21 protein-coding genes are annotated in these 19403 nt (G+C 29.9%); 8 read left to right on the plus strand and 13 right to left on the minus strand.

What is annotated here, in order from left to right:
- The first annotated feature begins 191 nt into the window (after window positions 1–191).
- Window positions 192–878 carry a DsbA family oxidoreductase gene (locus tag J9309_RS10090; RefSeq protein ID WP_230475758.1) on the plus strand — a complete coding sequence of 229 codons (687 nt, stop codon included), beginning with the start codon at window positions 192–194 and terminating at the stop codon, window positions 876–878.
- Window positions 879–927: 49 nt separating this feature from the next.
- Here J9309_RS10090 and J9309_RS10095 read toward each other — a convergent pair whose 3' ends face one another.
- The 8 genes from J9309_RS10095 to J9309_RS10130 form a co-directional block, all read right to left on the minus strand.
- Window positions 928–1524: an N-acetylmuramoyl-L-alanine amidase family protein gene (locus J9309_RS10095; protein WP_230475759.1), complete on the minus strand. Its 597-nt coding sequence runs from the start codon at window positions 1522–1524 to the stop codon at window positions 928–930.
- Window positions 1525–1573: 49 nt separating this feature from the next.
- Window positions 1574–2170: an N-acetylmuramoyl-L-alanine amidase gene (locus J9309_RS10100; RefSeq protein WP_230475760.1), complete on the minus strand. Its 597-nt coding sequence runs from the start codon at window positions 2168–2170 to the stop codon at window positions 1574–1576.
- Between the two features lie 79 nt (window positions 2171–2249).
- Window positions 2250–3578: a DUF58 domain-containing protein gene (locus J9309_RS10105; protein ID WP_230475761.1), complete on the minus strand. Its 1329-nt coding sequence runs from the start codon at window positions 3576–3578 to the stop codon at window positions 2250–2252.
- Complete coding sequence (locus J9309_RS10110; protein ID WP_230475762.1) at window positions 3578–4567, minus strand: AAA family ATPase; 990 nt, start codon at window positions 4565–4567, stop codon at window positions 3578–3580. The genes J9309_RS10105 and J9309_RS10110 overlap by 1 nt, the downstream gene beginning before the upstream one ends.
- On the minus strand, window positions 4564–5709 hold the full coding sequence (locus tag J9309_RS10115) for a hypothetical protein (RefSeq protein ID WP_230475763.1): 1146 nt from the start codon (window positions 5707–5709) through the stop codon (window positions 4564–4566). Before J9309_RS10115 ends, J9309_RS10110 begins: the two co-directional genes overlap by 4 nt.
- A complete protein-coding gene (locus J9309_RS10120; protein WP_230475764.1) occupies window positions 5706–6368 on the minus strand; it encodes a hypothetical protein in 663 nt (220 codons plus the stop codon). The genes J9309_RS10115 and J9309_RS10120 overlap by 4 nt, the downstream gene beginning before the upstream one ends.
- Entirely contained in the window at window positions 6355–7188 is an 834-nt protein-coding gene (locus J9309_RS10125; protein ID WP_230475765.1) for a hypothetical protein, read from the minus strand. The genes J9309_RS10120 and J9309_RS10125 overlap by 14 nt, the downstream gene beginning before the upstream one ends.
- Window positions 7167–8141, minus strand: coding sequence for a stage II sporulation protein M (locus J9309_RS10130; RefSeq protein WP_230475766.1), 975 nt, complete (start codon window positions 8139–8141; stop codon window positions 7167–7169). Before J9309_RS10130 ends, J9309_RS10125 begins: the two co-directional genes overlap by 22 nt.
- A gap of 34 nt (window positions 8142–8175) precedes the next feature.
- Between J9309_RS10130 and J9309_RS10135 the strand changes: the two genes are divergently transcribed.
- Entirely contained in the window at window positions 8176–8898 is a 723-nt protein-coding gene (locus tag J9309_RS10135; RefSeq protein WP_230475767.1) for an RDD family protein, read from the plus strand.
- A gap of 33 nt (window positions 8899–8931) precedes the next feature.
- Complete coding sequence (locus tag J9309_RS10140; protein ID WP_230475768.1) at window positions 8932–9306, plus strand: YchJ family protein; 375 nt, start codon at window positions 8932–8934, stop codon at window positions 9304–9306.
- On the opposite strand, the gene J9309_RS10145 is transcribed toward J9309_RS10140, so the two are convergent.
- The 5 genes from J9309_RS10145 to J9309_RS10165 form a co-directional block, all read right to left on the minus strand.
- The gene (locus J9309_RS10145) at window positions 9307–9456 is read right to left on the minus strand and encodes a hypothetical protein (RefSeq protein WP_230475769.1); all 150 of its coding nucleotides are present in this window, start codon (window positions 9454–9456) and stop codon (window positions 9307–9309) included.
- Window positions 9457–9499: 43 nt separating this feature from the next.
- Window positions 9500–10213 (minus strand): nucleotidyltransferase family protein, encoded by a 714-nt coding sequence (locus tag J9309_RS10150; RefSeq protein ID WP_230475770.1) that lies wholly within the window; start codon window positions 10211–10213, stop codon window positions 9500–9502.
- A gap of 3 nt (window positions 10214–10216) precedes the next feature.
- Complete coding sequence (locus J9309_RS10155) at window positions 10217–10642, minus strand: RapZ C-terminal domain-containing protein (RefSeq protein WP_230475771.1); 426 nt, start codon at window positions 10640–10642, stop codon at window positions 10217–10219.
- Window positions 10635–11651, minus strand: a complete 1017-nt coding sequence (locus tag J9309_RS10160) for an aminoglycoside phosphotransferase family protein (RefSeq protein WP_230475772.1) — start codon at window positions 11649–11651, stop codon at window positions 10635–10637. Before J9309_RS10160 ends, J9309_RS10155 begins: the two co-directional genes overlap by 8 nt.
- A gap of 389 nt (window positions 11652–12040) precedes the next feature.
- A complete protein-coding gene (locus J9309_RS10165; protein WP_230475773.1) occupies window positions 12041–12997 on the minus strand; it encodes an NAD-dependent epimerase/dehydratase family protein in 957 nt (318 codons plus the stop codon).
- Between the two features lie 258 nt (window positions 12998–13255).
- On the opposite strand from J9309_RS10165, the gene J9309_RS10170 reads away from it, so the two are divergent.
- The 5 genes from J9309_RS10170 (at window position 13256) to J9309_RS10190 (ending at window position 19350) form a co-directional block, all read left to right on the plus strand.
- A complete protein-coding gene (locus tag J9309_RS10170; RefSeq protein ID WP_230475774.1) occupies window positions 13256–15277 on the plus strand; it encodes a M13 family metallopeptidase in 2022 nt (673 codons plus the stop codon).
- A 56-nt stretch (window positions 15278–15333) separates the two neighbouring features.
- The gene (locus tag J9309_RS10175; protein ID WP_230477865.1) at window positions 15334–15618 is read left to right on the plus strand and encodes a rhodanese-like domain-containing protein; all 285 of its coding nucleotides are present in this window, start codon (window positions 15334–15336) and stop codon (window positions 15616–15618) included.
- 163 nt (window positions 15619–15781) lie between these two features.
- Window positions 15782–16051: a 30S ribosomal protein S15 gene (gene rpsO, locus J9309_RS10180; protein WP_230475775.1), complete on the plus strand. Its 270-nt coding sequence runs from the start codon at window positions 15782–15784 to the stop codon at window positions 16049–16051.
- Window positions 16052–16188: 137 nt separating this feature from the next.
- Window positions 16189–18360: a polyribonucleotide nucleotidyltransferase gene (locus tag J9309_RS10185; protein ID WP_230475776.1), complete on the plus strand. Its 2172-nt coding sequence runs from the start codon at window positions 16189–16191 to the stop codon at window positions 18358–18360.
- 99 nt (window positions 18361–18459) lie between these two features.
- Window positions 18460–19350 (plus strand): restriction endonuclease, encoded by an 891-nt coding sequence (locus tag J9309_RS10190; protein WP_230475777.1) that lies wholly within the window; start codon window positions 18460–18462, stop codon window positions 19348–19350.
- Window positions 19351–19403 lie beyond the last annotated feature (53 nt).

Genomic DNA, 19403 nt, shown 5'->3' on the forward strand with positions numbered 1-19403 from the left:
TACAAAGGTAATTTAAACCTAAATTTAAACAAATTTTAAAGCCTTTTTTCATTAAAAACTTATTAAATTTTGTTGATAAATTTTTAGTTGTTTGAGATTCAAAAGTTAATCAACAAAAAGACGAAAAATAACCGTGTTAGGTTAAAATAAAAGCTTAATTTTACAAACTTTTACACCTAAAATTTTTCAATATGAAAATAGAAATTTGGTCAGATGTAATGTGCCCATTTTGTTACATCGGAAAAAAAAACTTCGAAACTGCATTAGCACAAATTCCATATAAAGACAAAATCCAAGTTTTTTGGAAAAGTTATCAATTAGATGCTGATTTAAGTAAAACTGAACCTACTGAAGCGAAAGATTATTTTGAAAAAAGAGGTTATAGTTTAGAACAAGTTGAAGCGTCTAAATCTCGTTTGAATGAAATGGGAGAGGCTTATGGTATTTCTTTTAATGAAGGAAATATTATGATAAACACTGGTGATGCACATCGATTAATCCAATTTGCACAATCTAAGGGTTTAGCTTCAGAAGCAGAAGAAGGTTTATTTAAAGCTTATTTTACAGAGAATAAAAATGTAGCGGATTACGAAACCTTAGCAGAAATTGGTTCTGAAATTGGTTTAAATAAGACTGAAACTTTAGAAATGCTAAATTCTGATGCGTTTGTATTTGAAGTTGCATCTGATGTTTTAGACGCTCGTAATATTGGAGTAACTGGCGTTCCATTTTTTGTGATTGATAGAAAATACGCTTTATCTGGTGCGCAACCTGTTGAGTATTTTGTTTCAGCTTTAACTCAAGCTTACGAAAAAGATCATTTTGATGCTTCGGCAAATGATGGTACAGCTTGTGATGTTGATGGAAATAATTGTTAAGAAATTATATAATAAATGAAAAGCGAACCGAAAGGTTCGCTTTTTTATTTTATTCTAATGCTTCTAAAATTTTATCAGCAATTAAGATGTAATTATTTTCGTTTGTAACGATGGCTTTATCTTCTTGATTTGTTAGATGACCGATATGCAGCATTACAGTTGGAGCTAAAGGATCGCGAAGAATTTTTGTATTGTTTTCTTTAATTCCAATATTCTCAAATCCTAAATCCATTAATTTATTATTAATCTTTTCGGCATATTGTTTAGAATCGTCAAAACAATTATTCATTGGTGAAATGTGCGCTTCTAAACCTTTTACCGAAGATTTAACATTGGAATGAACATGCAAGGAAAGAACTAAATCAGGGTTGAAATTACTAATTAATTTCGCTCTATTTTCATTACTCATCTGTTCGTCTTCTGTCCTTAAGATAATGAATTCTGTATCTTGAAATTTATTGCGTTCCTTTATTAATTTCGCAATTTTTAATACAATTTCCTTTTCTTGGAACTCCTCACTTTTAACTCCAGTATCTACACCTCCGTGACCAGGGTCTAATACAATAACTCTTTTACCGTCATTATTATCATTTGCGAAAAGAGTTGACGCTAAAAATAGCGTGAACAAAAAAACAATTTTTCTCATTTTATATTCAAGGGATATTAAGTGCGAATAATAAAATGCAATAATCGTTCTATTTTTGGATAAAATTTAAAATTTCAGAAATTATTTTTTCCTTTCCTTCTTCGCTCGTTATATAGGATGCGTCATTTTGATTTGATATAAAACCAACTTCGAAAAGAATTCCGGGAACTTGAGTTTCTCTAAGTATAAGAAAATTAGCAGTTTTAACGCCAAGATTTTGTAATGGGTAATTTACATGTTGAATAAAATTTTCTGCTAATATTTTAGCATTAGAATTAGTAGGAGCATGAAAAACTTCATATCCATTTTTAACATTACTTGTTGCGCTATTTAGATGCACAGATATAAAATAGTTTGGCTTTATTTTATTGATGAATGCAGCACGTTCGTTTAACTCTAAAAATTGATCTGAATCTCTCGTTAAAACAATTTCGATATTTGCGTTTTTATTTCTTTCTTTTACAGCTTTTACAATTTCCAACGTGTAATCTTTTTCGATGAAAAATGAATTTTTTGCTCCAAAATCATTTCCGCCATGACCAGCGTCTAAAACAATCGTAATCTTTTTAGGATCGTCGTTAGCAAATGTTAACGAAGAAAAAATCAAAAAGAAAAAGGCTGCGAATAAACTTAATTTTAATTTCATAAATGTTTTGTTTAAAAAGATAACTACGCGAATAAATGAATAGTATTTTTTTAAGAGATAGATTAACAAACGTTTAACTTTAAAATAAACCTCTTGCTTTAAGTTCTAAATATTTGTTAATAGAATTCACCGTCAATTCACTTGGCTCAGTATAAATAGTATGAATTCCGTAACGATGCAGTTTATTAATAATTAATTCTTTCTCGAAATTAATTTTTTCTGCAATTGTTTGTCGGTAAATATCCATCACATTATCAGGTTTACTTTGGGCATAAGTATTTAGTTCAGTGTTTTTAAACATAATAACGACTAAAACATGACTCTTTTTAATTAATTTTAAATACTGAATTTGTCTTTCTAAAGCATCTAAAGATTCAAAATTTGTGTAAAGAAAAAGCAAAGATCGTTGCGGTAATTTCTTTTTAGTATAGCTGTATAATCTTCCAAAATCAGTCTCTTTAAAATCCGTTTTTGTAGCATATAAAGCTTCTAAAATCACTTGCATTTGATGATTTTTCTTGTCAGCCAATATATGATTTTCAACTTTTTTATTAAACGTAATTAATCCCGCCTTTTCGTCTTTAACTAAAGTTACGTTAGATAAAACTAAACTTGAATTTATAGCATAATCCAATAAAGTTAATTCGTTAAAAGGCATTCGCATCGAACGTCCTAAATCAATTATATTATAAACTGGTTGAGATTTTTCTTCTTGGTATTGATTAACCATCAATTTGTGCGCTTTTCCAGTCGCTTTCCAATTGATTAAACGGTATTCATCTCCACGAGAATAAGGTTTGATATTTTCAAATTCTGTGTTAGAACCAATCCTTCTAATTCGTTTTATACCTATTTGATGCAACTGATTTGTAGTTGCCAAAAGTGTATATTGACGCATTTGTAAATAGGAAGGATATGTTTTGATGTTTAGATGCTCTTGTTGAATAATTTTTCTTTCAAAAAATCCTAAAAATGATACAAAAACATTAAGATTCCCAAATGTATATTCGCCACGTTGAGTAGGGCGTAGGCGATAACTAATTGTTTTATTTTCGCCTTTTTTTAATCGTACATGCTTTTCAAAATCTCTTTTTTGGAACTGAATTGGAAGTTCTTCAATCAATCTAAAATTCAGATTTAATTTATATTGATTTTGTATCTTAATTTTTAAATCATTAAAATCTCCATTAGAAAAACGTTCAGGATAAATACGTTCTGTATAAACCGTTTTATTCGTAAAAAAAAGAACGATAAAATCTATAATCAGAATTAAAAGCAAAAGAATCAATCCAAATTTAATGATAGGAAAAAGACTCTTAAAAAAGAAAGAAACGACAAATGCCGCAGCTAATCCAATAAGTGCGTAAAAGAATTGATTTTTTAGATAAATGTTTTTAAACCATTTCATTAGCGTGGAATTTCAACACGATCTATAATTTGTTGGATAATATTTTCTGTCGAATATCCTTCCATTTCCTTCTCTGGCATTAAAACTACACGATGTCCTAAAATTGCGTAAGCTACGTTTTTAACATCTTCTGGAATTACGAAATCTCGACCATCAATTGCGGCAGCAGTTTTTGCAGCGTCTAATAATGCAATACTTGCACGAGGAGAAGCTCCTATATAAAGATTTTGATCTGTACGTGTTTGGAAAACTAATGTTGCGATGAATTTAATAATATCAGCATGCACAAATATTGACTTGATTCGATCTTGAAATTCAGTAATTTTTTGTCCTGAAATAACAGTATTTATTAAGGTTTCTTTATCAATATTTTTACGATCTTGTTGTTCTGTCAGCAGTGTAATTTCATCTTCTAATTCAGGATAACCAACATTAATCTTGAACATAAAACGGTCTAATTGTGCCTCAGGTAAACGATAAGTTCCTTCTTGCTCAATCGGGTTTTGCGTAGCGAAAACTAAAAAAGGAGGATTTAACTTGTAAGTTGTTCCATCTACTGTAACTTGATTTTCGGACATACATTCAAATAAAGCAGCTTGTGTTTTTGCTGGCGATCGATTTATTTCATCAATTAAGATAATATTTGAGAAAATAGGGCCTTTTTTGAATTCAAATTCATTGGTTTGCATATTTAATATGGATGAACCTGTAACATCAGATGGCATTAAATCTGGTGTAAATTGAATTCTTGAAAAATCTGATTGAATAGTTTTAGCAAGTAATTTAGCCATCATTGTTTTGGCAACACCTGGTAAACCTTCTATTAATGAGTGTCCGTTAGATAATAAAGCAATAACTAATTGATTAATTACATCTTCTTGTCCTACGATTACTTTTCTTAATTCTTTCTTTATTTCTACAACTTTTGCTTGGATATCTGAAACATCAATTCTGTTTTCAAATGGCATAAATTTATCTGGTGTACTCATATGATATGGGCTTTCGTTTTATAGTTTTCAATAATATGATACGTTCGGTTAACGTCTTTTAATTGTGTTTTTGGATTTTGATATAAATTATCCAATTCTGTAATAAATTCTACTACTTCAGCTTCAGTAATTTGTGCTTTTTGAGCCAAAACATAGATAAAATGTTCATCAAAAACATTATCAGTTGCAATGTTAAATTGTTTACGAAGTGTATAATAGAAATAGTCAATTTTTTTCTTTATAATATCTTGTGGTTTACCACTTTCGTAATACATCGATGCAATAACATTGGAGTATTCAAGTGATAAATTTTTCTCTGGATTTACAATAGGAATAATCTTTTGTTCTCTTTTTGATTTGAAAATTAGATATAAGAATATAGCAGCCAATAACACATACCACGCAGCTTTTAATTCTGGTTGAGATAAGATGAATGAAAGTGGCGATAGGTTATTGTCATTTGTTGCATAACTTCTATCCGGATTTATCCAATACACATTTTTATTATTCAAAGGTTTTAATGATTCTTTCGCGTAGGCGTATCCTTCAGGGTTTAATAAATAAAAGTTTGAAAATAATAAAGGATCAGCATGCGTATATCTAACCATTTTATTGTTCTTTTCGATCATAAAGTTTGTGAAAACAGAATCTCGAATAGTAACGGTTCCAATGGTTTCTACATTTTTTAAACTATTGAAATATTTTGCTTCGTTTGTATAACGATTTTGATAGATTTCTAATTCAATTGTATTGATTTTAGTTTTAGTTGATTCTTCAATTATTTTAGAATTATAATTTTGACTATCGGCATAAAACAATTTAAATTCTCTCTTATTTAAATCATTGATTTCTTTTAATACTTGAAAAGAAGACTTATTATTGGTATCAATATAAAAGATCACATCAGTTTTTGGATTAAGATCTTTTAAATCTTCTAAATTCTTTACTTCGATTACTTTCTTAGCACCCGTTAAATGTTGCAAATCGTTGTATAAGATGTATAAACCAAAAGGTGATTTGGATTCTTTCTTAAATTTGATTTCCCAATTTGTTTTAGGTGTACTAAATATGGCTAATAAGATTAAACATCCAATAGACAAAATGAAAAATCCTACCAAAATTTTGATTAATTTTCCATTCATACGATTTTGTTTAAATAGTTAAAATTTGCCTCAAATGTCGTGAAGTTATCCTCGTTTAATTCGAAATTACCAAACCAAACTTGATTAAATATTTGTGTGTTATTATCAAATAAATTTCTGATATCTTCTTTTTTGATTTGTTTAATTAATTGTTGATTGGTCTTTTTCGGATCCCAAATCAAATATTCTTTTTGCGCTAAATTTTGAGTGTTTTGATAGTGATAATAACGGATTGCTAAACGAAAATCTTTATCATTTTTAGCCTTGTTGATTAAATCAACAAGATCTATCGTTAAAAGATTATTTTCGATATAATCAAAATGCTCGTCGTATTCGCCAGTTTTATTTTCGGATTTGAATTGGAAAATCATTCCATTTTGATACAATTTATATAAAATTAAAAGCAAAGATAATCCCAGAATAGAATACAAAATATATGACCATTGAAGATTTTCTAAATAAGAAAGTAAAGAGTTTAACCAATCCATATTCATTGGTTCATCTTCTTTTTTTACTTTTTCCTTCTCAACAATATATTCAAATTCTTTTGTATTATATTTTGCTTTAAAATTTTCATACTCTTTAGCGGTATTTTGTGCATAGGAAAACACCGAAGAAAGTAAGAAAACCAACAAATAATTCAACTTATATTTCATCATCTTCTTCATCATTTAATCCTAAGTTTATTTCGTTGATTTCATTTAGAATATGAGTGTTTTTAACCTCTGCAGTAAAACAATAATAAATGAAAATAAATATGGTAAAAACGGCTATTGTATTGATATATTCTACGATGATTGATCCGTAATGATATAAATATTCAGCAGTTGATGTGCCTAATAAATCTTCAAATACATTCACAGTTATAACAAAAACATTAAATGTAATTCTATATAATAAGATAGAAATCAGCATTAAAATGAATAGTGTAAGTGTGTATTTAATTAATTTGTTATTGAGATAACTCAGAAGCTTACTCTTGTAAGGATTTAATTGATAGATGATTAATATTGCTATAAAATAGATGATTGCATTTACAAATTCTATAAAGAAGAAAATAAAAGGATCGTAATATTGATACATCAACAAAGTATTTTTAACCGAAAAATTGAGTAGAAAAACGACAAGTGTTAAGCCTGCATTAGCGGTTAATAACTTCGAATAATGATTTAAAAATACATCTGTAATATTACTTATTGTAGGTTTTCTATTTTCTAATAAAGTCAAATAAAACGTAGAAATAAAACTGACGGGTAATGTAAAAAACAATACATAATAGATTGATTTTGTGATGTAATCGAAGATATAGTTTTCTGAATAAATTTCACTTTCTACTTTCCCAATAATAAAGTAAAAGCCAATTAACACAATGATGTTAAATGGAATTAATGTCTTATAATTTTGAAAAAATAGAATAAAATACGTCTTGATTAATTTCGATATATTTTTTGGTTCAATTAATATGCTCTTGTAGTCCATTGGTATTTTTTGGCTTGTAAATATGGGAAAATGATGTAATAATAGATGATAAGGAATAACGAAATCAATATAATAGAAAGACTAAAATATATGTTTAAATCATACAGACGTGAAACGTAGCCTTCTAAAAATCCAGCTACTATAAACAATGGGATTGTCGTGATAAGAATTGTAATTGCTTCTTTTGTTTTGATTTTTAAATTTTCAACACGTTTTAACGTTCCAGGAAACATAAAACTATTTCCAAGCATTAAACCACAAGCACCTGCAATTATAATAACTGAAATTTCGATTGTACCGTGTATCCAAATTCCGCTCATCGCTTTTCCTAAAACACCTTCTTGGTAAAACATATAATGGAAAGCACCCAACATAATTCCGTTTTGCATTAAAATATATCCGGTTCCAAGACTGAAGAAAATTCCTAATGCAAAAGCTAAAAAGGCAACGCGAATATTATTTATTGTAATTCCGATTGAAGAACCGATGTCGCTTCCACCTTTATAAACCGCTGCAGGATCTCCTTTTGCTATATTCTTCAAACTCATGTCAACGTATTCGTTACCTAAAATTTGTCGGATAAAATCAACATCGTACGCGGAAGATAAAATCCCGATAACGGTAAAAAAAGAAAAAATAAGGAAAGAAAATAAAAGCATTTTTCTATTATGAAAAATAGCTTTCGGAGCTTTATTCAGGAAGAAATCAATCAATTGATTTTGATCGATTTTTTTGTCTCTGTATAACGTTTGGTGTGCAAAAAGTGCTAACTCATTCAGATAATCTTTAGTTTTACTTTTTGGGTAATATGTTTGGGCATAAGCTAAATCGTTAGTAATTTCGATATAATTATTAGAAAGTACATCAGGATGAATATCGCTCTTATTTTTTAAGTTGTGTTCGATATTCACCCATTTCGATTTATTTTTATCAATAAAATGAGCTTCACGCATAATATTTAGTAGATAGTTCAGTTAATCCAAATATATGAATAAACTTTTAGTCAATACACCTCAAAACGTACAAATCGAATATAATATTGCAGTATTAGGTCCTCGAATTTTAGCTTTTATTATTGATGTGATTCTTAGATTTGCTTATATGTATCTTATTTTTGAGATACTTGAAAATGTTCGTTTTGAAGATGATTGGCTAGAAATGGGCACATATAGTTTATTACTTTTGCCATCATTAATCTATCCTGTATTGTTAGAAACCATCATGAATGGACAAACGATAGGGAAGTGGGTTACTCAAATTCGTGTAGTACAAATGGATGGGCAGGCAGCATCTTTTTATAATTATTTTACACGTTGGTTAATAGGTATTTTCGAAATCACATTCACTTTTTGTTCGGTTGCTTTTTTTACAATTATTCTTAATAAAAAAGGTCAACGTTTAGGCGATATTGCTGCAAATACGGTTTTGATTAGTTTAAAATCAAAATTAGATCTACATCAAACAATTTTTAAAGATTTGGATGATAACTACGTCATTCGTTTTCCAGAAGTATCTAAATTATCAGATCGTGATATTAATATTGTTAATGATAATTTTCAGAGAGCTTTAAAATCAGATAATTATGAAATTTTAGAAGCCTTAACGCGTAAATTAGAAGGAATTATGGATGTAAAATCTGATGGTTTAGGATTTATTGATTTTATAAAAACTGTAATTCAAGATCATTATCATTTTCACCGAAACAAGTAATTCTTACCTTTGAGGGATATAAGAAGTATAGTTATGGAATGTCCTTGTTGTTCAGGAAAAGATTATAAAGACTGTTGTGAACCTTTTCATAAAGATGAGGTTTTGCCACAAACACCAGAATTGTTAATGCGTTCGCGTTATACCGCATTTGCGATGAATTTGACTGATTATTTAGTTGAAACGACGCATCCAAGTAAAAGACCTTATCATTCAAAAAAAGAAATTGATGATTGGTCTAAACAAAATATTTGGTTGAAATTAGAAGTGGTAAAAGCGTGGGATAATTATGTTCATTTCAAAGCTTATTATCAAGATAATTTTGGAGATTTTTATGAACATGAAGAATTATCTGGATTCCAAAAAGAAGCCGGAAAATGGTATTATGTTGATGGTAAATTTGATCTTTAATTAAGAGTTAGTATTACCTTTTTTATTTTGCAATAATCCTGCAATCATAAATAGAATTGCTGGAACAATGTAAAAATAATTTTTAGTTGTAATAGCTAAAATAAAGAATACTAAACCAAGAATTAAAAATATAGGATTTCTTTTTTTCATCTTTTGAATATACAAAAAAGCCGGAAAATAATTCCGGCTTTTTTTATTTAAAAATTTTTTCTGCTTCTAAAACACTTGATGGTCGACCAACGTCGATTAATATTCCACCCGAATGATCAAATCCTAAGATTGTTTCTGTTTTCATTAATTCCATGTAAACTTTCATGATTGAGAATTTTCCAGTTTCTGAAATCATTTCAAATACTTTTGGATTGATTAAATGAATCCCGCTAAAAGCCAATTCTTTACAATGATCTAAAGTTTCAATGCATTTAATTTCTTCGTCAGAATTTAAGTTTTTCCAACCTTTTAAAGCATTTGTTTCATCAAAGAATAATTTTCTTGATGAGTTTCTGTCAGAAACTGCCAATGTAACTAAAGCGTTATTTTCTTGATGAGCTGTAATGAATTCTGTGGTATTTAAATCAGTTAAAATATCCACATTCATGACTAAAAAATCTTCATCAAAAAAATGTTTAGCATTCACTAAACCACCGCCAGTTTCTAAAACTTCTGGACGCTCATCAGAAATGTGAATGGTAATTCCGAAATTATCATTTTGGTTTAAAAAATCTATTATTTGATCGGCAAAATGAAAAACATTTACCACGATTTCATTAATACCAAAGCTTTTTAAATATTCAATGTTTCGTTGTAACAAAGGTTTCCCATTAACAGGAGCCAACGCTTTTGGATGATTTTCTGTAAATGGTTTTAAACGCGTACCTAATCCGGCCGCAAAAAGCATCGCTTTCATTTCTTAATACGCTTCGTTAATCCAGTTTTTCGACTCTTGCACAACGTGCTGAACTGTAACTTGTGCATCAGGGAATTTTTCTTCGATATGTTTTGCAGTTGCATCAGCCGAATATACCGAACGATGTTGCCCTCCTGTACATCCAAAATTGATTTCTAAATTTTCGAATCCGCGATTCAAATAATCTTCAATAGAAATATCAATCACTTGGAAAACTCCATTTAAAAATTCTTGAATTTTAGTTTCAGTTTCTAAGTAATTTTTCACGCCTTCATCACGACCAGTTCGTGTCTTATATTCTTGAATACGACCTGGGTTTAAAACTCCACGACAATCAAATACAAATCCACCACCATTTCCAGTTGGATCAGTCGGAATTCCTCCATTTTTATACGAAAAACTACGTACGTTAATGTTTAATTTAGCCATTTATTTTTTGATTTACTCGTTCCAACGTTTCAGGTTGCATTAGAACTTTAATAATATGTTTTAATTCTGGATAATTTTGTAAAATAGGATAATCGATAATTGATTTTAAATTATCTAAACCATAAGAAATACTTTCGATAAAATGAGGTTTTCTTTCAATTAAACCTCTTAATCCATAAGCTCCTAAAACTTGTAATAATCGTGCAACAACACAATATTCGTACGACGTTCTAGAGTCAATTGTGATTGCATTAGGATCTAATTTCTTTACTTTTTCGAAATAATAATTGTATAATTCTTTCTTAAATTCTATTGGTAAATTAGCCTTTGCCTGCCAAATAAGCGAGACAAAATCGTAGAAAATAGGACCGTATAAACCACCTTGATAATCAATAAAATAGGGTTGGTTATCCTTTATCATAATATTTCTGGACTGAAAATCTCTAAAGACAAATCCTTTTGGTGCTAATTGATCAAATTGTGAGGCGAATAAATCGAAATCTTTAATTAATTTTCCTTGATTAAAATTGATTCCGATGGTGTTTAAAAAGTAAAATTTAAATTGAAATAAATCTCTTAAAATTAATGTTTTATCTAGTTTTGGATAGGAAAAACTTTCCTTAAAATTAATTGTATTTTTCGCTTTAAATTGTATTTCTGCTAATTGATCTAAAATAGGATAAAAATATTTTTTCGCTGATTCTAAATCAGTTGAAATGTAATTCAATAACGTTTTATCGCCTAAATCAGTTTGAGTATATAAAGTAAAATCATCACTTACAAAAAAGATTTGCGGAATGAAAGGTGTGATTTGAAAAAGCTGTTTTGAGTAAGCTAAAAAAGTTTTGTTTTCGTCAACATTATTGCTTTGAGCTAAAATATAGGATTGGTTTTGATCCCAAAATCGATAATATTTTCTCTCAGAACCTCCACCAGGTAAAAGAGTTATGGTGTTGATGGCTTCTTGAGAATAGTTTTGTTTTAAAAAATCGATGATTTTCGAATCCATTATTACAATTTTCTGCAATTTACATCGAATCTTCAATTCATAAAAATGAAATTAAATAGAAAATAAAAAGCCATCTCTGCAAAGAAGGCTTTTTTATATTTCAAACACCACATTTGAAATTGTAACAAATTAATTGAACATCAATTTGTTGATTTGTATATCTAAAAATTTTATTTATTGGTATGAGGATGCAAAAGTACTATATTTTAACGTTTTTGTTAGTTTTAATATATTAAAATTATCCTAAATAATTTCCTTTAAATTTAACATCAAATTAGGTAATAATTTAATTATCCACATGATTTTTGATGATATAAAAAATGCTCTTTGATTAGAATTTTTTAAAAACCTAACCAAAGAGCATGATTTTATGCTTAAACGTGATGTAATTAAGAAACTGCTAATTTTACACGTAAATTATCTAACATTGTTTCAGTCATTTTCTCTGTAGAGAATTTAGGAGCATATCCCCAATCTTGTTTTGCAACTGTATCATCGATTGATGATGGCCAAGAATCTGCAATTGCTTGACGGAAATCGGGTTCATAAGAAATTTCAAAACTTGGAATATGTTTTTTAATTTCTTCTGCTAAATGCTCAGGAGCAAAACTTAATCCTCCTAAGTTATAAGATTTAAATTCTACTAATTTTTCAGCATCAGTTGTCATTAATTGAATGATTGCATCAATAGCATCATCCATATATAACATTGGTAAATATGTACCTTCTTGTAAGAAAGATGTGTATTTTCCTTCCTCGATAGCTTTGTAATAGATATCAACAGCATAATCAGTAGTTCCACCACCAGCAGGAGTTTTCCAAGAAATTAATCCAGGGAAACGTACAGAACGCACATCAACACCATGATTTTGTTGGTACCATTTACACCAATATTCACCAGCTAATTTTGATATTCCATATACCGTAGAAGGAGTTTGAACTGTATTTTGAGGCGTATTATCTTTTGGGGTATCAGGACCGAAAACTCCGATAGATGAAGGCCAGAAAATTTTATCGATGACTTTATCTTTCGCTAATTCTAAAAACGTTAATAAAGTGTCCATATTTAATTTCCATCCGAACATTGGATTTTTTTCAGCAGTTCCTGAAAGCAAAGCAGCTAAATGATAAACAGTTTTTACATTATGTTTTGAGATAACTTCTTTGATACGATTTGTGTCTAAAACATCAATCACTTCATAAATCCCATCATAGTTAACGTCTTTAGGATCACGGATGTCAGAGATAATAACATTCTCTTTTCCGTGTATAGTTTTTAATTTTTCGGCCAATTCAGAACCAATTTGTCCTAATGCACCTGTAATTAAAATCGTTTCGGTTTCCATTCAAAAATTATTAATTTGTTTGCTATTCAAAGATAATAAGTTTTTGTAGATTCAATAATGAAATGAAGGTTTAATTATTAACAATAATATTTTGTATCGCGCATCTAATGGTTATTTTGATAAATGTTCATTAGATTTTTTTAGAATTTTTTAAAAATTAGTCGATAAAATTTATTTTATGTAGAAGTATTAAGCCGAATTGAAATATCTAATTAAATTTGTAAGACTACGATAGTAAAAGAATTAAAGTAATATAACATGAAAAAACACTTACTTGTTGCTGCATTTGCATGTACATCAATGCTTGTAAACGCTCAAGAAAAGTACCAAGCGATCAACTTAGATTATATGGATACTTCTGTTCGTCCACAGGATGACTTTTATAGTTATGTAAACGGAAACTGGATGAAAACAGCAGTTATTCCTTCAGACCGTTCAAGATGGGGAAGTTTTGATGAGTTGCGTGAGAATACTGATAAAGTAACTTTAGATTTAGTAAAAGGTTTATTAAAAGAATACTACAAAGAAGGTTCTGATAATCAAAAAATTACAGATTTATACCGTTCTTACGTAAATTATGATGCACGTAATGCAACAGGATTATCACCAATCCAAAAGTATTTAAATCAAATTGATGCAATTCAAAATTTAAATGATTTACAAGCATATTTAGTTGAGGTTACACCAATTGGACGTAATCCATTTTACTCTTTCTATATCTCTTCTGATATGAAAGATTCTAATGCTAATGCTGTATATTTAGGAGGAGGTTCTTTAGGTTTAGGTCGTACTTACTACCAAGTAGATGACGAAAAAAATCGTAAAACATTATTAGATTATACAGATTACGTTTCTCAAGTTTCTGCTTATGCAGGTCAAAAAACACGTGATTTAAAAGGTCCAGGAGTTGTTGCTTTCGAAAAACAAATTGCTTCTTATTTAAAAAATAATGTAGAAAGCCGCGATCCAGAAAAACGTTACAATCCTATCAAGGTAAATGAATTAAATTCTTTAGTTAAGAATGTTGATTTACAAGCTTACTTAGCAAAATTTAATGTAAATGTTGATCAAGTAATTATTGGAGAATTAAAATATTTTCAAAATTTAGATCAAATCTTAACGCAAGAGAATTTACCTATCATTAAAGATTACTTAAAATACCAATTTGTAAATAGTGTTGCTGGTTCATCTACACGTGAATTAGAAGACATGAATTTTGAATTTTTCGGTAAAAAATTAGGTGGTCAACAAGTTCAACGTAGTTTAGACAAACGTGGTTTAGGTTTTGTTAATGGTGTAGTTGGTGAATTAGTAGGTAAGGAATATGTAAAAGATAATTTCCCACCAGAAGCTAAAGCTAACGCAAAAGAATTAATTGATTATTTATTCAAATCTTTTGACAAACACATTAACGAGTTAGAGTGGATGTCTGCTGATACAAAAGTAAAAGCGATTGAAAAATTAAATAAATTCTCAGTTAAAATTGGTTACCCAGATCAATGGAAAGATTATTCTGAGTTAGTTGTTAAATCGCCTGTAAATGGTGGTTCTTTATTAGAAAATAGTTTAGAATTACGTAAATTCTCTTTCAACGAAATGATGAAAGATTTAGGTAAACCAGTAGATAAATCTCGTTGGGGAATGTCTCCACAAACTGTTAATGCATATTTCCGCCCTTCAGCAAATGAAATTGTATTCCCAGCAGCAATTTTACAAGCGCCTTTCTACGATTACCGTGCAGACGCTGCAGTTAACTTTGGTGGAATTGGAGCAGTAATTGGACATGAAATTTCACACGGATTTGATGATTCTGGTGCAAAATACGATGGTGATGGTAATTTAGTAAACTGGTGGACAGCTGAAGATGAATCTAAATTTAAAGCAGCTTCACAGGCATTAGCTTCTCAATACGATAAATACGAACCAGTTCCTGGAGTTTTTGTAAATGGTAAATTTACATTAGGAGAAAATATCGGTGATTTAGGTGGTGCTTCTGTTGCATTTGACGGTTTACAAATGTATTTAAAAGATAAAGGTACTTATGGAAATATCGACGGATTTACTCCACAACAAAGATTCTTCTTATCTTGGGCAACAATTTGGAGAACAAAAGCTACGCCAGCAGCGTTAGAGAACCAAGTGAAAACTGATCCTCATTCTCCTGGTTATTACCGTTCTTTCGGACCATTAATTAATATTGATGCGTTTTATGATGCATTTGGTGTGAAAGAAGGAGATAAATTATACGTTCCGAAAAAGGATCGTATCAAAATTTGGTAAGAATTATGTTTAAGAAAATCAAAGCTTGGTTTTTAAATCGAAATAGAGTAATTAGTATGACAACAGTAGAAGCTATTAAAAGTGGAAACGGTACGTTAATCGATGTACGTGAACCACACGAATTAGATATGGACGGATTTGTTCCTAATGCAATCAATATTCCATTAGGTGATGTTCCTCATAGAGTAGAAGAGATTAAAGCAATGGAACAACCAATTATTGTTTTTTGTAGAAGTGGAAATCGTTCAGGAAATGCTGCGATATTTTTACAATCTCAAGGTTTAGAAGATGTATATAATGGAGGAGGATACCAAGATGTTTTAGACATATTAGGATCTTAATTATTACAGAATTTATATTTAAAAGGCAAGTGTTTTTAATACTTGCTTTTTTTATTTGATTTAAATTATTCCTTTAAAATAAAGTTTATAATTATCGTTGTAGAATTGGATAATTATTGTAAATTTGCAGCTCATTACATAATAATTATTAAATAATATTTGCATGTACTTAACATCAGAAGTAAAAAGCGAAATTTTCGCTAAGCACGGGAAATCAGCACAAGATACAGGATCTGCTGAAGGACAAATCGCTTTATTCACTTACCGTATCAACCATTTAACTGGTCACTTAAAGAAAAACAGAAAAGATTTTAACACAGAAAGATCTTTAGTTCTTTTAGTAGGTAAGCGTAAGTCTTTATTAGACTACTTAAAGAAAAAAGATATTACACGTTACCGTGCAATTATCGCTGAATTAGGATTACGTAAGTAATTTTAAATTATAAAAGAAAGGGCAATTGAAAATAATTGCCTTTTTTTTTTTCCAAAATAATTATAAATAAACTACATTTATAAAATATTGGAGCAAACGGCTCCAATTATAGACGAATTAAATAGATAAGAAGACGAATGATTCCACAGGCGATCACAGAAAAAGTGTCTCTTTCGGACGGAAGAGAAATTACAATCGAAACAGGGAAGTTAGCTAAACAAGCAAACGGATCTGTGGTTGTACGCATGGGTGACACCATGTTATTAGCTACAGTAGTAGCAAACAAAGATGCAAATCCAGGTGTAGATTTTTTACCTTTAACGGTAGATTATAGAGAAAAATTCTATGCAGGAGGACGTATACCAGGGAACTTCTTTAGAAGAGAAGCAAAACCATCAGACGACGAAGTATTAACAATGCGTTTAGTAGACCGTGTTTTACGTCCGATGTTCCCAGAAGATTTTCACGCAGAGGTTCAGGTAATGATCTCTTTAATGTCTTACGATAAAAATGTAATGCCAGAAGCATTAGCAGGTTTAGCAGCTTCTGCAGCAATTGCAATTACTGATATTCCTTTTACATTAATTTCCGAAGCACGTGTAATCCGTTTAGATGGAAAATTAATGGTTAACCCTTCTAAAGAACAATTAGATAGAGCTGATATCGATATTATGGTAGGAGCTTCTAAAGATTCTGTTGTAATGGTAGAAGGTGAAATGAGTGAAATTTCTGAGCGCGAAATGTTAGATGCGATCATGTTTGCTCATGAAGAAATCAAAAAACAAATTGAAGCACAAGAGCGTTTAGCAGAAAAAGTTGGTAAAGCTTTCCCTAAACGTGAATACTGCCACGAAACTCATGACGAAGAAATTCGTGAAAAAGTTTGGGCATATGCTTACGATAAATATTACGAAATTGCAAAAACACCTTCTGATAAAAACGAAAGAGGTGAAAAATTTGCAGCAGTAGAAGAAGAATTCTTAGCTCAATATGCTGAGGATGAAGAAGAATTAGCACGTGTTAAACCATTTGCTCATATTTACTTCCACGATGTACAAAAAGAAGCCGTACGTCAATTAATTTTAAATGAAGGAATTCGTTTAGACGGTCGTGATCCAAAAACGATTCGTCCAATTTGGTCAGAAATCGATTACTTACCATCTACTCATGGTTCAGCAATTTTCACACGTGGGGAAACTCAAGCATTAGCTACTGTAACTTTAGGTTCTTCTAAAGATGCAAACATGGTTGATGGTGTAGTTACAAACTTCGACGAAAAATTCTTTTTACATTATAATTTCCCTCCATTCTCAACTGGTGAAGCTCGTCCATTAAGAGGAACTTCTCGTCGTGAAATTGGACACGGAAACTTAGCTCAAAGAGCATTAGCACAAATTTTACCAGACGATTGTCCTTACACAGTACGTATTGTTTCTGAAGTTTTAGAATCTAACGGTTCTTCTTCTATGGCAACAGTTTGTGCAGGTACATTAGCGTTAATGGATTCAGGTTTACCAATCAAAAAACCAGTTTCTGGTATTGCGATGGGATTAATTACAGATCCTAAATCTGGTAAATTCACTGTATTATCTGATATCTTAGGGGATGAAGATCACTTAGGAGACATGGACTTCAAAGTTACAGGTACAGCTGATGGAATCACTGCTTGTCAGATGGACATCAAAGTACAAGGATTATCTATGGAGATTATGGAAACTGCCTTATTACAAGCGAAAGAAGGTCGTGAGCATATCTTAGGAAAAATCTTAGAAACGATTGATGCACCTCGTCCACAATTAAAACCAAATGCACCTAAAGTTGTTGTAGTTGAAATTCCTAAAGAATTCATCGGAGCAGTTATCGGTCCTGGAGGAAAAGTGATTCAAGAAATGCAAAAAGAAACTGAAACAGTTATTGCAATTACTGAAGAAGAAACTTACGGACGTGTAGAAATCAATGGTGTAATCCAAGAAAACATCGATAGAGTAGTAGAGCGTATCAAGCAAATTGCTTTCGTTCCAGAAATTGATGGTGTTTATCACGCTGTTGTAAAATCAATTAAACCATTCGGAGCTTTCGTAGAAATCTCTAAAGGAGTTGAAGGATTAGTACACATCTCTGAAATTGAGCACAAACGTTTAGAGAAAGTTGAAGATGCATTAAACATCGGAGATAAAATTGACGTTAAATTCTTAGGGTACGATGATAAAAAGAAAATGAAATTATCTCGTAAGGCTTTATTACCTAAACCTGAAAGAAAAGAAGCTCCTAAAAAAGAGGAGAAATCTCAAGATAAACCAGAAGCTTAATTTTTAGCTTTTAAATAATCTCAAAGTCCACGTGTAAACGTGGACTTTTTTTGTATCTAGAAATTTCTAATTATATTTATTGTATATATATAACAACCTATGAATATCGAATTACCTAAATTTCACGAAACTTTTAATCCTATTTTAGATATATTATCTGATAAAGAAATAATTCATACAAGAGAAATGCAAAAAAGAGTAATTGAAAAATATTATTCTCATTTTCCAATAGAAGTATTAGAAGAAAAAACAAAGTCTGGTGAAATATTAATAAATAATAGAATTGCTTGGGGTAAATCATATTTAAAAAAAGGAGGTTATATTCATTATCCAACAAGAGGACACGTCCAAATCACTGAAAAGGGCATCAACCAAAAATCAATTTTAAACTTAAAAGAATTAGAAAATGAAAGTTCAATGTTTGATTTTTATCAAACTGAAAATGAAAAGAATAGTACAATTCAAATTTCAAATCCAATCTATAATGCTTCACCACAAGATTTAATTGATGAAGGATTTGACCAAATTGAAAAAGAGGTTAAAAATGAATTATTAGAAAGATTGAAAAACATTGATCCTTATTATTTTGAAAAAGTAGTTTTGAAGCTTTTAAAGAAAATGGGTTATGGAGAATTTAAGGAAACTCCTAAATCTGGAGATGGAGGGATAGATGGTATTATAAATGAAGATAAACTAGGATTAGATAAAATCTATATTCAGGCGAAACGATTTAACGAGAATAAAGTTAGGGAAAAAGATATTCGAAATTTTATTGGAGCGATGAGTGGCGATACGAACAAAGGTGTTTTTGTTACAACATCATTATTTGATATTGGAGCAATCGAAAAAGCTAAAAATGCGCATCATAAAATTATTTTAATTGATGGAAATAAATTGGTTGATTTAATGCACGAGTATAATGTTGGTGTTCAAATCAAACAAGTTTATGAGGTAAAACATCTTGATGAAGATTTTTTTATAGAACAATAAAAAAGCGACTTCTTTTGAAAGTCGCTTGTTGTACTAATTGTACGATATTTTAT

The organism is Faecalibacter bovis, assembly GCF_017948305.1.
Lineage (GTDB): Bacteria > Bacteroidota > Bacteroidia > Flavobacteriales > Weeksellaceae > Empedobacter > Empedobacter bovis.

Excerpts from the sequence above, each read along its gene's own strand:
- J9309_RS10105 (WP_230475761.1), bottom strand. The coding sequence starts at position 3,578 with ATGAAATGGTTTAAAAACATTTATCTAAAAAATCAATTCTTTTACGCA.
- rpsO (WP_230475775.1), top strand. The coding sequence starts at position 15,782 with ATGTACTTAACATCAGAAGTAAAAAGCGAAATTTTCGCTAAGCACGGG.
- J9309_RS10125 (WP_230475765.1), bottom strand. The coding sequence starts at position 7,188 with ATGGACTACAAGAGCATATTAATTGAACCAAAAAATATATCGAAATTA.
- J9309_RS10185 (WP_230475776.1), top strand. The coding sequence starts at position 16,189 with ATGATTCCACAGGCGATCACAGAAAAAGTGTCTCTTTCGGACGGAAGA.
- J9309_RS10095 (WP_230475759.1), bottom strand. The coding sequence starts at position 1,524 with ATGAGAAAAATTGTTTTTTTGTTCACGCTATTTTTAGCGTCAACTCTT.
- J9309_RS10100 (WP_230475760.1), bottom strand. The coding sequence starts at position 2,170 with ATGAAATTAAAATTAAGTTTATTCGCAGCCTTTTTCTTTTTGATTTTT.
- J9309_RS10130 (WP_230475766.1), bottom strand. The coding sequence starts at position 8,141 with ATGCGTGAAGCTCATTTTATTGATAAAAATAAATCGAAATGGGTGAAT.
- J9309_RS10115 (WP_230475763.1), bottom strand. The coding sequence starts at position 5,709 with ATGAATGGAAAATTAATCAAAATTTTGGTAGGATTTTTCATTTTGTCT.
- J9309_RS10135 (WP_230475767.1), top strand. The coding sequence starts at position 8,176 with ATGAATAAACTTTTAGTCAATACACCTCAAAACGTACAAATCGAATAT.
- J9309_RS10155 (WP_230475771.1), bottom strand. The coding sequence starts at position 10,642 with ATGGCTAAATTAAACATTAACGTACGTAGTTTTTCGTATAAAAATGGA.
- J9309_RS10175 (WP_230477865.1), top strand. The coding sequence starts at position 15,334 with ATGACAACAGTAGAAGCTATTAAAAGTGGAAACGGTACGTTAATCGAT.
- J9309_RS10110 (WP_230475762.1), bottom strand. The coding sequence starts at position 4,567 with ATGAGTACACCAGATAAATTTATGCCATTTGAAAACAGAATTGATGTT.
- J9309_RS10120 (WP_230475764.1), bottom strand. The coding sequence starts at position 6,368 with ATGATGAAATATAAGTTGAATTATTTGTTGGTTTTCTTACTTTCTTCG.
- J9309_RS10165 (WP_230475773.1), bottom strand. The coding sequence starts at position 12,997 with ATGGAAACCGAAACGATTTTAATTACAGGTGCATTAGGACAAATTGGT.
- J9309_RS10190 (WP_230475777.1), top strand. The coding sequence starts at position 18,460 with ATGAATATCGAATTACCTAAATTTCACGAAACTTTTAATCCTATTTTA.
- J9309_RS10090 (WP_230475758.1), top strand. The coding sequence starts at position 192 with ATGAAAATAGAAATTTGGTCAGATGTAATGTGCCCATTTTGTTACATC.
- J9309_RS10160 (WP_230475772.1), bottom strand. The coding sequence starts at position 11,651 with ATGGATTCGAAAATCATCGATTTTTTAAAACAAAACTATTCTCAAGAA.
- J9309_RS10140 (WP_230475768.1), top strand. The coding sequence starts at position 8,932 with ATGGAATGTCCTTGTTGTTCAGGAAAAGATTATAAAGACTGTTGTGAA.
- J9309_RS10150 (WP_230475770.1), bottom strand. The coding sequence starts at position 10,213 with ATGAAAGCGATGCTTTTTGCGGCCGGATTAGGTACGCGTTTAAAACCA.
- J9309_RS10170 (WP_230475774.1), top strand. The coding sequence starts at position 13,256 with ATGAAAAAACACTTACTTGTTGCTGCATTTGCATGTACATCAATGCTT.
- J9309_RS10145 (WP_230475769.1), bottom strand. The coding sequence starts at position 9,456 with ATGAAAAAAAGAAATCCTATATTTTTAATTCTTGGTTTAGTATTCTTT.